General features: G+C 70.8%; 12 protein-coding genes. 10 read left to right on the top strand and 2 right to left on the bottom strand.

Features of this window, described 5'->3' with window-relative positions:
* A partial coding sequence (locus ACIPKM_RS18480) for a hypothetical protein (RefSeq protein ID WP_402737304.1) occupies positions 1–2,564 on the bottom strand: 2,564 nt, incomplete at its 3' end.
* A gap of 97 nt (positions 2,565–2,661) precedes the next feature.
* On the bottom strand, positions 2,662–3,147 hold the full coding sequence (locus ACIPKM_RS18485) for a glutathione peroxidase (RefSeq protein WP_071294748.1): 486 nt from the start codon (positions 3,145–3,147) through the stop codon (positions 2,662–2,664).
* A 70-nt stretch (positions 3,148–3,217) separates the two neighbouring features.
* Here ACIPKM_RS18485 and glmS point away from each other — a divergent pair, with 70 nt between their 5' ends.
* The 10 genes from glmS to ACIPKM_RS18535 all read left to right on the top strand — a co-directional run bounded on the left by glmS (position 3,218) and on the right by ACIPKM_RS18535 (position 12,021).
* On the top strand, positions 3,218–5,065 hold the full coding sequence (glmS, locus tag ACIPKM_RS18490) for a glutamine--fructose-6-phosphate transaminase (isomerizing) (RefSeq protein ID WP_071294747.1): 1,848 nt from the start codon (positions 3,218–3,220) through the stop codon (positions 5,063–5,065).
* 7 nt (positions 5,066–5,072) lie between these two features.
* Positions 5,073–5,453 (top strand): holo-ACP synthase, encoded by a 381-nt coding sequence (locus ACIPKM_RS18495; protein ID WP_071294746.1) that lies wholly within the window; start codon positions 5,073–5,075, stop codon positions 5,451–5,453.
* Positions 5,450–6,553, top strand: a complete 1,104-nt coding sequence (gene alr, locus ACIPKM_RS18500; RefSeq protein WP_254790717.1) for an alanine racemase — start codon at positions 5,450–5,452, stop codon at positions 6,551–6,553. The genes ACIPKM_RS18495 and alr (ACIPKM_RS18500) overlap by 4 nt, the downstream gene beginning before the upstream one ends.
* Positions 6,550–7,710: an alanine racemase gene (alr, locus tag ACIPKM_RS18505; RefSeq protein WP_071294744.1), complete on the top strand. Its 1,161-nt coding sequence runs from the start codon at positions 6,550–6,552 to the stop codon at positions 7,708–7,710. Before alr (ACIPKM_RS18500) ends, alr (ACIPKM_RS18505) begins: the two co-directional genes overlap by 4 nt.
* Positions 7,707–8,231 (top strand): tRNA (adenosine(37)-N6)-threonylcarbamoyltransferase complex ATPase subunit type 1 TsaE, encoded by a 525-nt coding sequence (tsaE, locus tag ACIPKM_RS18510; RefSeq protein ID WP_374115182.1) that lies wholly within the window; start codon positions 7,707–7,709, stop codon positions 8,229–8,231. Before alr (ACIPKM_RS18505) ends, tsaE begins: the two co-directional genes overlap by 4 nt.
* Positions 8,232–8,276: 45 nt before the next feature.
* Positions 8,277–8,876, top strand: coding sequence for an NAD(P)H-dependent oxidoreductase (locus ACIPKM_RS18515; RefSeq protein ID WP_071294743.1), 600 nt, complete (start codon positions 8,277–8,279; stop codon positions 8,874–8,876).
* Between the two features lie 67 nt (positions 8,877–8,943).
* Positions 8,944–9,570 (top strand): tRNA (adenosine(37)-N6)-threonylcarbamoyltransferase complex dimerization subunit type 1 TsaB, encoded by a 627-nt coding sequence (gene tsaB / locus ACIPKM_RS18520; protein WP_071294742.1) that lies wholly within the window; start codon positions 8,944–8,946, stop codon positions 9,568–9,570.
* Positions 9,567–10,133 (top strand): ribosomal protein S18-alanine N-acetyltransferase, encoded by a 567-nt coding sequence (gene rimI, locus ACIPKM_RS18525; protein ID WP_071294741.1) that lies wholly within the window; start codon positions 9,567–9,569, stop codon positions 10,131–10,133. Before tsaB ends, rimI begins: the two co-directional genes overlap by 4 nt.
* Positions 10,126–11,175: a tRNA (adenosine(37)-N6)-threonylcarbamoyltransferase complex transferase subunit TsaD gene (gene tsaD / locus ACIPKM_RS18530; protein ID WP_071294740.1), complete on the top strand. Its 1,050-nt coding sequence runs from the start codon at positions 10,126–10,128 to the stop codon at positions 11,173–11,175. The genes rimI and tsaD overlap by 8 nt, the downstream gene beginning before the upstream one ends.
* A gap of 123 nt (positions 11,176–11,298) precedes the next feature.
* Positions 11,299–12,021 (top strand): DUF4190 domain-containing protein, encoded by a 723-nt coding sequence (locus ACIPKM_RS18535; RefSeq protein WP_071294739.1) that lies wholly within the window; start codon positions 11,299–11,301, stop codon positions 12,019–12,021.
* Positions 12,022–12,204 lie beyond the last annotated feature (183 nt).

A 12,204-nucleotide genomic window follows, 5' to 3' on the forward strand; every position in this document is an offset into this window, starting at 1 on the left:
ACGGTCTTGCCGGGGGTGTTCTTGCCGGTGACGGTGATCTTCTGTCCCTTGGTGTACTCGGTGGGGGACGTGAGCCGGAGCGCGGGCTCGGTCGCTTCGTCCCGCGCCGTGAACTCGTGCCGTTGGTCGCTGCCGTTCGCGGTCAGCACGAGGGCCAGGCGGTCCTCCTTCGCCTGGTCGGCGGTGATCGCCAGGGACCACTTGCCGGCGGCATCGGCCGTCACCGGGTCGATCGGGCCGATCAGCGCGATGCGCACACCGATCTCGGCCTTTGGCTTGGCGGTGCCGGCGATGGTGAACGCTTCGCCCTTCGTGTACGTCGTTCCTGACGTGATCACCACTGGTGCGGGTTGTTTGGCCGGATCGGCAGTGAAAGTGACCGACTCGAAGTGGTCGAGGTGGGTGCGGAATCGCAACGTGAAGCGGTCGCGGTTCGTCGCGGACTCGTTGAGAGTGTGTTTCCACGTGCCGTCGGCGCCGGTCGCGACGCTCTTCGTGACACCGTGCTCGTTGGTGATCTCGAGCGTCGTCGAGCGCGGTGCGGTCCCGGTGATCGTGAAGGCGTCGCCCTTGCCGTAGGTCGTGTCGGACGTGATCGCGAAGGGCACTGCCTTCTGGTCGGGGTCCGGCGTGAAGGTGATCGTCTGGTGCTCACCAGCGACCGTGCGGAAGCCGAACGTCAGGCTGTCGAAGCGAGTCAAGTACTCGTTGAGCTGGTACGACCACTTGCCGTCCGCATCGGTCTTCGTGTTCCTCGTGAGCTCGAGGTACTCGGGGAAGACGTCGATCGTGCTCGAGCGGGGTCCGGTACCAGTGATCGTGAAGGGCTCTCCCTGCACGTACTCCGTACCGGAGGTGACTGCGAAGGGGACGGGCTTGGTGCTCGGCTTCCCCGCGAGCATGACGGTCTTGGCGTCGCCACTGTTCGGTCGGAGTCCGAGGACGAGCTCGTCGACGTCGGTCGCGCGGGCACCCAGCTCGTACGCCCAGGTCCCGTCCGCGCGGATCCCGATCACCGCGGGGACGCCACCGGAGATCGAGATCTCGAGCGGAGTGGAGCGTGGGCCCGTGCCGGTGACCGTCAACGGCTCGCCCTTCGTGTACGACCGGCCCGACGTGACAGCGAGTGCGTCGGGATCGGCCTGCAGGGTGACACTCTCGTGCTCGCCGAGGTGGTTGTCGAGACCGACCGCGATCGAGTCGGTGTCCGTGAGCTCCGCGTCGAGCGTGTACGACCAGTTGCCGTCGGCATCGGTCTCGGCAGTGGCGCTGCCCCTCGGCACGCTGATGGCGACACCGGTGTTCCGTGGCGCGGTACCGGTGAGGGTGAACGGCTCGCCACGCGTGTACGTCACTCCGGAGGTGACGGCCAGCGGGACCGCCCGCTGGTCGGGGTCGGCGGTGAACGCGATCTCCTTGAACTCGCCCAGGTGCGTCCGGAAGCGAAGGGCGAGGCCGTCAGCGTTCGTTGCGTACTCGTTGAGCATGTAGGACCACTTGCCGTCAGTCGAGGTGTCGACCAGGGTGGCGAATCCGGCCGCGGAGACGACCTCGAGCTTGCTGGAGCGTGGCGCGGTTCCGGTCACCATGAACGGTTCGCCCTTGATGTACGTCGTGCCGGAGGTGACGGCGAAGGGGACGGGTTCGTTGTCGGGGTCGACGGTGAAGGTGACGGTCTCGAACGCACCGAGGTGGCTGCGGAAGTGGTAGGTGAGGCTGTCTTTCCGCGTGGCGGAGTCGTTGAGCTCGTGGGCCCACTTCCCGTCGGCGTCGGTCTTCGCGGTGCGGCTGAAACCGGTCTCGGCGGAGATGATCTCGATGGCGTTCGATCGGGGCCCGGTGCCGGTGACGGTGAACGGTTCGCCCTTGATGTACGTCGTGCCGGAGGTGATGGCGAAGGGGACGGGTTCGTTGTCGGGGTCGACGGTGAAGGTGATGGTCTCGAACTCGCCGAGGTGGGTGCGGAAGTGGTAGGTGAGGCTGTCGTTCCGCGTGGCGGAGTCGTTGAGCTGGTAGGACCAGTTCCCGTCGGCGTCGGTCTTCACGGTGCGGCTGAAACCGGTCTCGGCGGAGATGATCTCGACGGTGCTGGATCGAGGCCCGGTGCCGGTGATGGTGAACGCTTCGCCACGGATGTACTTCGTGCCCGACGTGATCGAGAGCGGTACGGCCTTGTCGTCGCGGTCGACGGAGAAGGTGATCCGCTCGAATTCGTCGTCGATGGTACGGAAGTCGAAGGTGAGGCTCTCGTTCCGAGTCGCGAAATCCGTCAGAGGGTACGACCACTTCCCGGCCGCGTCGGTCTCGGCGCCCCTCGGGAAGCCAGGATCGTCGGAGGCAACTTGAATGGTGCTGGACCGCGGGCCGGTGCCGGTGATCGAGAACGGCTCACCCTTGATGTACTTCGTGCCGGAGGTGATCGAGAACGGCACCGGAGCGGCGCTGGAAGCGACATCGAGCCGGTGGGGCGAGGCGTGCGCCGTGGCCGGGACGATGACGGGCGCGACGATCAGAGCGAGGCCGAGTGCGCCGATCGAGCAGGCCCGGATGGAGTTGGGGAACATGGAACATCCTTCGTGTACGGATGTTCAATATGACATATTGCAGACGGGTGATGCTTGGAACATAGCGATCGCGATCACTCTCGATCGGCCTTCGCGATCAGACCGGCAGCGCCGCCTCGATCGCAGCGATCACCTGCGGCGCATCCGGCTTCGTCGTCGGGCGGAACCGCGTGACCGTGCCGTCCGGGGCGACCAGGAACTTCTCGAAGTTCCACGTGACCCGCCCGGCCTTGCCGTCGGCGTCCGGGGTCTCCTTGAGCGCCTGGTAGAGCGGGTGGGCGCTCTTGCCGTTCACCTTGACCTTCTCGGACATCGGGAAGGTGACGCCCCACGTGGTGGAGCAGTACTCGTCGATCGCCTTGGACGAGCCGAGCTCCTGCAGGAACTGGTTGCTCGGGAAGCCCAGGACCGTGAAGCCGCGGGGCCCGTACTCCTTCTGGAGCGCCTCGAGCTGCTCGTACTGCGGAGCGAGGCCACAGCGCGACGCGACGTTCACGACGAGCACCGCCTTGTCCGCGAACGCCCCGAACGTGGTGTCCTCACCGTGCAGCGTCGTGATCGCGATGTCGTCGAAGCGTCCCATGTCCCAAACGTTATCCCCAGCCCTGCTGGTTCGCAGGGTCGTCGTCCAGCCAGACCGTAGGATCGTCCCCATGTGTGGAATCGTCGGCTACGTCGGCAGCAACAGCAGCCAGGACGTCCTCCTCGGTGGTCTCCGTCGGCTCGAGTACCGCGGCTACGACTCGGCGGGCATCGCCGTCGTGGACGGGTCGCACGAGCTCGCGTCCGCGAAGAAGGCGGGCAAGCTCCAGGCCCTCGTGGACGAGCTGGAATCGCACCCCATCGCCGACGGCGGGACGGGCATTGGCCACACGCGCTGGGCGACCCACGGTGGCCCGACCGACGGCAACGCGCACCCGCACCTGGCCGACGGCGGCAAGCTCGCCCTCATCCACAACGGCATCATCGAGAACTTCTCCGAGCTCCGCGCCGAGCTCGAGGCCGAGGGCGTCGCGTTCCTCAGCGAGACCGACTCCGAGGTCGCGGCACACCTCGTCGCCCGGTCGTTCCGCGCGACGGGTGACCTGACCGCCGCCATGCAGCAGGCCGTGCAGCGGCTCGAAGGGGCGTTCACGCTCCTCGTCGTGCACGCCGACCAGCCCGGTGTGGTCGTCGGCGCCCGTCGCAACTCCCCCCTCGTGGTCGGCCTCGGCGACGGCGAGAACTTCATGGGCTCCGACGTGGCCGCGTTCGTGGCCTACACGCAGCGCGCCCTCGCCATCGGGCAGGACGAGATCGCCACGATCCGCCCCGACGGCGTCGACGTCATCCACTTCGACGGCACCCCGGCATCGCCGAGCGAGTTCGAGGTGAACTGGGACGCCTCCGCGGCCGACAAGGGCGGCTGGACCTCGTTCATGGCGAAGGAGATCAGCGAGGAGCCCGAGGCCGTCGCCAAGACCATCCTCGGCCGCGTGCACGACGGTGCCGTGACGCTGACGGACCTCGACCCGATCGCCGACCGCCTCGCGCAGGTCGACCGGGTCATCGTCATCGCCTGCGGCACCGCGGCCTACGCCGGCATCCTCGGCAAGTACGCGATCGAGCAGTGGGCCCGCGTCCCGGTCGAGGTCGAGCTCGCGCACGAGTTCCGCTACCGCGACCCGGTGCTGAACGACCGCACGCTGGTCGTCTCGATCAGCCAGTCCGGCGAGACCATGGACACGCTCATGGCCGTGAAGTACGCCCGCGAGCAGGGCGCCCAAGTCCTGTCGATCTGCAACACCCAGGGCGCCACGATCCCCCGTGAGTCCGACGCCGTGATCTACACGCACGCCGGGCCCGAGGTCGCCGTCGCGTCGACCAAGGCGTTCATCGCGCAGGGCGTCGCGCTCTACCTGCTCGGGCTGCACCTCGCCACGCTGCGGGGCACGCTCACGGCCGAGCAGATCGCCGAGCAGGTCGCGGAGCTCGAGGGGCTCGCACCGAAGCTGCAGCAGACCATCGACGACGCGTCCGGCATCAAGGACCTCGCCCGCTGGATGGCCGACACCCGGAGCGTCCTCTTCCTCGGCCGCCACGTCGGCTACCCGATCGCGCTCGAGGGTGCCCTCAAGCTCAAGGAACTCGCCTACATCCACGCCGAGGGCTTCGCCGCCGGTGAGCTCAAGCACGGCCCGATCGCCCTGATCGAGCCGGGGCAGATCGTCTTCGTGATCGTCCCGTCGCCGCGCGACCCGCGGTCGCTGCACCCCAAGGTCGTCTCGAACATCCAGGAGATCCGCGCCCGCGGCGCCCGGGTGATCGCGATCGCGGAAGAGGGCGACGCCGCCGTGCTGCCCTTCGCCGACGAGGTGCTGCGCATCCCGCTCGCGACGCCGCTGTTCGAGCCGCTGCTCGCGGTCGCACCGCTGCACATGTTCGGCATGGAGCTCGCCGCGGCCAAGGGCCTCGACGTCGACCAGCCGCGCAACCTCGCGAAGTCGGTCACCGTCGAGTAGTCGCACGATGATCATCGGCATCGGTGTCGACGTGGTCGACCTGGAACGGTTCGAGCGGGTGCTCGACCGGACGCCCGCGATGCGCACGCGCCTCTTCACCCCGTCGGAGCTCGTCCGCGACGGGGAACCGCGACCGATCGCGTCGCTGGCCGCGCGGTTCGCGGCGAAGGAAGCGCTGATCAAGGCGTTCGGGTCGAGCGCCGGGCTGAGCTGGCAGGACCTCGAGGTCGTCTCCGACGACCAGCGGAACCCGTCGCTGACGCTGCGCCAGGGGGCGCGCCAGGTGGCGGACGGGCGCGGGGTGACGAGCGTGCACCTCTCGCTCTCGCACGACGGAGGGATCGCGACGGCGTTCGTGGTCCTCGAAGGAACAGGGGCATACAGGTGAGCGCGTTCACCGGCATCACGGTCGATCGGGAGGCGCTGATCGCCAACTACGCGACCGTCGCCGAACAGGTGGCACCGTCCGGCGTCATCGCGGTCGTCAAGGCCAACGGCTACGGCCACGGCGCAGCGGAGTCCGCGCAGGCCTTCGTGGACGCCGGCGCGGAGTGGCTCGGCGTCGCGGACATCGACGAGGGGATCGCCCTCCGCCACGCCGGCATCGACGAGGGTGTCCGGATCCTGGCGTGGCTGCACGCCCCCGACGAGGACTTCCGTCGCGCCGCGCAGTACGGCATCACCCCGGCGGTCTCGAGCGTCGACCAGCTCTCCGCCGCCGCCGACTCCGAGGTCCCCGCGGTGCACATCTGCGTCGACACCGGCCTGAGCCGCAACGGCGCGGTCGAGTCCGAGTGGTCCGAGCTCTTCGCCACCGCCGGTCGCCTTGCCCGCAGCGGCAACCGCACCCGCATCGAAGGCCTGATGTCGCACCTGGCGAACGCCTCCCGCGCCGACGACCTCGACCAGGACGCCGCCCTCCAGCGGGCGCTCGACGGTCTCGCTGCGAACGGCATCGTTCCCGACATGGTGCACCTCGCCGCCAGCGCCGCGAGCCTCGCAGTCGCGGAGACCCGGCACGACGTCGCCCGGGTCGGCCTCGCGCTGTACGGCCTCAGCCCGTTCCCCGACCGCACCTCGGCCGACCTCGGGCTCCGCCCCGCGATGCGCGTGACCGCCGCGGTCCTCCGGACGGTCCCGGTGCGAGCTGGCGAGGGCGTCAGCTACGGCTACACCTGGCGTGCGACGACGGACACCCGGCTCGCGGTGATCGGGCTCGGGTACGCGGACGGCTTCGACCGCGACTTCGGCAACCGCGTCTCGGTGCGGATCGGCGACCGCACCTTCCCGGTCGTCGGTCGCGTGGCGATGAACGCCATGCACGTCGACATCGGCGACGCCGACGTCCGGATCGGCGACGAGGCCGTGCTCTGGGGCGACCCGGCGAACGGCGACCCCGCGGTCGAGGACTGGGCCGCCGCAGTCGGCACGATCAACTACGAGGTGGTCGCCCGGGTCGGCCGCAGCGTCGAACGGAGGACCTCGTGAACGCGCCGCTGCGCCGAGCCCAGATCGACCTCGACGCCTACCGCGCCAACCTCGACCTGGTGCGCGAGTGGATGGACCCGGTCGAGCTCATGGCGATCATGAAGGCCGACGCCTACGGGCACGGCCTCGAGCCGATCGCCCTCGCCGCGGTGGACGCGGGCATCCGGTGGATCGGCGTGCTCACGGTCCCCGCTGCCCTGCGTCTGCGGTCGATCGGCGTCGGCGAGGACGTCCACCTCTTCACGTGGCAGCACGACCCCGCGCTGGACTTCCGCGACGCGATCGACTCCGCCGTCGACCTCGGCGTCTCGAACGTGCCGGAGCTGCAGCGGGTGATCGACGCCGTCGACCAGCGTCCCGCCCGGGTGCACCTCGGCTTCGACTCCGGCCTGCACCGCGACGGTTCGACGCCGGACGACTGGCCCGCCCTCGTGGCCCTCGCCCGCGACGCCCAGCGTGACGGGCGCATCGAGGTCGTGGCCGCCTACACGCACCTCGCCGAGTCCTCCGACGACGAGGACGCCTCCGCCGTGGCGCTCTTCGACGACGCGGTCGAGCAGGCCGACGACCTCGGCCTCGACATCCCGACGGAGCACGTCGCCGCCTCGCTCGCCGGGCTCGAGCGCAAGGAGTTCCGCAAGGACATGGTCCGGATGGGCGCGAACCTGTTCGGCATCCCCGGTGCCGACGGCGTCTCGGCGGCCGACCTCGGCCTCGAGCCCGTGATGACCCTGACCGCGTCGGTCGCGAAGACGAAGCGCGTGCCCGTCGACACCGGTGTCTCGTACGACTACACGTACCGCACCACCGCCGAGACCACCCTCGCGCTCGTCCCGGTCGGCTACGCGGACGGCGTCCCGCGGTTGGCGCAGGGCCGCATCGAGGTCGCGATCGGCGGCACGCGCTACCCGATCGCCGGTCGCGTCGCGATGGACCAGTTCCTCGTGGACGTCGGCGACGACGACGTCCGGGTCGGTGACACCGTCGTGCTGTTCGGCACGGGTGAGCACGACGAGATGACGGTCCTCGAGTGGGGCGACGCGCTCGGCACCATCGGCGAGGAGATCGTCTGCCGGATCGGCACCCGGGTGCCGCGCGTCTACGAAGGGCACCGGGTCGAGGGCCACGTCGCCGAGTACCTCCGGGGCGAACGGTGACCGACTCCCACGTGCTGCTCGACACCACCGCCCGGACCACCGAGGAGATGGGTGCACTCGGTGCCCGGCTCGCGGCCGTCCTCCGTGCCGGTGACCTCGTCGTCCTGACCGGTCCGCTCGGCGCTGGCAAGACCACCCTGACCCGGGGGCTCGGCGCAGCGCTCGGCGCCCGCGGGCAGGTCTCGAGCCCGACGTTCGTCCTCGCCCGGACACACCCGACCTCGGCCGGGCCGGACCTGGTGCACGTCGACGCCTACCGGCTGTCCGACCCGGTGGAGCTCGACGACCTCGACCTCGACTGGGACGCCTCGATCGTCGTCGTCGAGTGGGGGCGTGGGTTCGTCGACGGCATCTCGGACAGCGTCCTCGACGTCGAGATCGTCCGCGCGACCGGTGCCGACGACTCGGTCGCCGGTGACGACAGCACCCCGGACGACCTCGACCCGGACGACGTCCCCGACGAGCCGCGCCGTGTGGTCGTCACCGCCTCCGGCCCGCGCTGGGCGGACGCCGTCCTCTGACCCTGCGGTCCTGCTGCCGTCCAGCCGCCCTCGCGAAGATGCAGTGTGCCGACGCTCATCGTGACCGCCCACCCCGACCCCGACTCCTTGACCCACCACGTCGCGCAACGACTGCGGGGCACGTTGCCCGAGGGGACGGCGGAGATCGCCGACCTCGCCGCCGAGGGCTTCGACCCGCGCTTCACCCTCGCCGACCGCTACACCTACCGGACCGGCGAGGACGCCCCGACGGACGTCGCCGCCGAACAGCAGCGCATCGACCGGGCCACCGACCTCGTCCTGGTGTTCCCCGTCTGGTGGTGGTCGCTGCCGGCGCTGCTGAAGGGGTGGATCGACCGCGTCTTCGTGAACGGGTGGGCGTTCGACGTCGGCGGCGACGAGGGCATGCGCCGGAACCTCGGTCGGCTCACCGTCCACCTCGTGCCCGTCGCCGGGGACGATGCCGGTGTCTACGACCGGCACGGGTACCGCGAGGCGCTGCAGACCCAGCTCGAGCACGGCGTCGTCGACTTCTGCGGAGCGCGCCGCGGTGCCACCGTCTTCGTGCACGAGTCCGAGCACGAGGACGCGGCGGTCCGCGAACGAGGAGTCGCCGCTGCCGTCGAGGGTGTCCGGCGTGCGGTCGTCCGGGACGACGAGCACTGACCGGGACCGCCACCGGAGTGGCGCTCGATCGGCATCGAGCAACCGCGCCGCCGCTTACGATGGGACCGTGCTGCTCGCGATCGACACCTCCGCCGGAACCTCGGTCGCCGTCGTCGACCCGGGCAGCGGGCAGGCCCTCGCGACCCGCAGCACCGAGGACAGCCGCCGCCACGCCGAGGTCATCGGCCCGTTCCTCGCCGAGGTCCTCGACGAGGCCGGCATCACCCCCGCCGACGTCACGGGCGTCGTCGCCGGCATGGGGCCGGGGCCGTTCACCGGCCTCCGCGTCGGCATCGCCGCAGCCCGCACCTTCGCCGCGGCACGCGGCGTCCCCGTCCTCCCGCTGGTCAGCCACGACGCGGTCGCGGCCGACCAGGACGGACCCGGTCCGTTCGTCGTCCTGACGGACGCGCGTCGGCGCGAGGTCTACTGGAGCGCCTACGGCCAGACCGGCACGCGCGTCGCAGGTCCCGGACTCGCCAAGCCGGCAGACCTCGACGAGGCGATCCGCGCCTCCTGGCCTGACGCCGTGGGCTGGAACCGCGTGACGGCCCTGTCCATCCCGGCCTGGAGGCTCGGCGCGCTCGCCGCAGACCGGCTCACCTCCGGCGCGCCCTTCGCCGAGGACGCGCCTCTCTACCTCCGCGATCCGGACGTCACGATGCCGGGTGCGCCCAAGCGGGTGAAGCAGTGACGCTGCCCGACGGGTTGCGCCTGCGGCGCGCCCACCCGCAGGACCTCGACGACGTGATGTGGCTGGAGCACGCGTCGTTCCCGACCGATGCCTGGTCGGCGTCGCAGATGTCCGGCGAGCTGTACTCGCCGCACGGGTACTACGTCGTCGTCGAGACGACCGAGGGCGGGGCGCCGACGATCGTCGGGTACGCCGGGCTCTCCTCGTTGGCGGGCAACCCCGTGGCGGACGTCCAGACGATCGCGGTCGCGGCGGACCAGCGGGGGAAGGGCCTCGGTCGGGTGCTCTTCACCGAGCTCCTCGACGAGGCGCGGCGGCGTGGCGTGCACGAGGTCTTCCTCGAGGTGCGCGCCGACAACCCCGTGGCCCAGGCGATGTACACGGCGTTCGGGTTCGAGCGGATCGCCGTCCGCCCCCGCTACTACCAGCCCGACGGTGTGGACGCGTGGGTGATGCGGGCGGAGCTCGTGACGGCTCCCAGCGTCGGGCCGTCCGGCGTCGGGCCGTCCGGCGTCGGCCCGTCCGGCGTCGGCCCCATCGGACAGGAGGCCCTCGATGGCTGAACCACTCGTGCTCGGCATCGAGACGAGCTGCGACGAGACCGGTGTCGGGATCGTGCGTGGCAACACCCTGCTCGCGAACGTCATCGCGTCGAGCATGGAGGAGCACGCGCGGTACGGCGGCGTCGTCCCCGAGGTCGCCGCACGGGCCCACCTCGAGGCGATGACCCCGACGCTGACCGCTGCGCTCGAGCAGGCCGGCGTCACCCTCGACGAGCTCGACGCCGTGGCGGTGACCGCGGGGCCGGGCCTCGCGGGGGCGCTCATGGTCGGGGTCGGCGCCGCGAAGGCCCTCGCGGTGGCGACGGGCAAGCCGTTGTACGGCGTGAACCACCTGGTCGGGCACGTCGGCGCCGACGTCCTCCGGTCGGACGGGTCCGAGATCGACCTGCCGACGGTGGCGCTCCTGGTGTCCGGCGGGCACACGTCGCTGCTGCTCGTGCAGGACCTCGTCGGCGACGTGGAACTGCTCGGCGAGACGATCGACGACGCCGCGGGCGAGGCGTTCGACAAGGTCGCGCGGCTCCTGGGGCTGCCGTACCCCGGCGGCCCGCAGATCGACAAGGCCGCGGCGGACGGCGACCCCACCGCGATCCGTTTCCCCCGCGGCTTGACGCTGCCGAAGGACATGGCCGCGCACCGCTACGACTTCTCGTTCTCCGGACTGAAGACCGCCGTCGCCCGGTGGGTCGAGCGCTGCCGTGACGAGGGGCGCGAGGTCCCCGTGGCCGACGTCGCCGCCAGCTTCCGCGAGGCCGTGGTCGACGTGCTCCTCACGAAAGCGCTGCGTGCGTGCGCGGACACCGGCGTGCACCGGCTCCTGCTCGGCGGCGGCGTCGTGGCGAACGCCCGGCTGCGGGCCGTCGCCGAGGAGCGCTGTGCTGCGGCCGGTGTCGAGCTCCGCATCCCGCCGTTCGACCTCTGCACGGACAACGGGGCGATGATCGCGGCGATCGGCGCCCGGCTCGTCGCCGAGGGGCACGCGCCGAGCGACCTCGGGATCGCGGCGGACTCGACGCTGCCGGTGACGACCGTCCAGGTCTGACGCTCGCGGGCCGACGCCGTTCCGCGTCCGGTCTGCGTCGTGCTCGCGTCCGGCCCGCAGGGGAGTGTCTGTGGGAGGATTCACATGAGGCGCCGACGACCGTGGCGCCGAGAGGGGTGGACGGTGTCCGATCAGAACCAGTGGCCGAAGCCGGGCGAGACGCCGGACAGCAACGCATCGTCGGTGCCGTCGAGTGCGGCCCAGCCCGAGTCCGGGCAGCCGCAGCAGTACGGCGCGTCCGCTCCCGAGGCACCGGCGGCAGCGCCGAACGACCCGTGGGGGCAGTCCGGACAGCAGGCGCACCCGGGTTACGGCGCCCCGCAGGGTTCGAACCCCTACGCCGCACCGCAGAACCCGTACGCGGCGCCGCAGCAGCCGCAGAACCCGTACGCCGCGCAGCAGCCGCAGAACCCCTACGGCGCGCAGCAGCAGCAGAACCCCTACGCCGCGCCGCAGAACCCGTACGCGGCCCCCGGCCAGCAGAACCCGTACGCCGCCCCGGGCCAGCAGAACCCCTACGCGGCCGCGGGCTACCAGCCCTACGCGCAGCGCCCGAAGACCAACACGCTGGCGATCCTGTCCATCGTGTTCGGCCTCGGGGCCATCCCGCTGTTCTTCATGGCGATCCTGCTCGGTCCCGCCGGCGCGATCCTCGGCCACCTCGCCCTCGGCCGCATCAAGCAGACCGGTGAGAGCGGGCGCGCCCTGGCACTCACCGGTGTCATCGCCGGCTGGGTGATGACCGGTGTGTGGATCCTCTGGATCATCGGGCTGTTCGCGTTCGCCTCGATGGGGAGCTCGTACTCGAACTACGACGACTACGGGTCCGGCGCCTTCATCGGCTGAGCACGGTCTCGCACCGTACAGAGGGGCCCGCCGACCGTGATGGTCGACGGGCCCCTCTGGCGCAGTGCCTGCGGCTGACCGCTACTTGCCGGTGAAGGTGTGGGTGATGGTGTCGGTGCCGGAGGTGAACTTCCAGGTGACACTGTCGGTGGTGTATGTGCCGCCGGTGGTGAAGGTCCAGTC

It is taken from the genome of Curtobacterium sp. NPDC086286, from assembly GCF_044746255.1.
Classification (GTDB): Bacteria; Actinomycetota; Actinomycetes; order Actinomycetales; family Microbacteriaceae; genus Curtobacterium.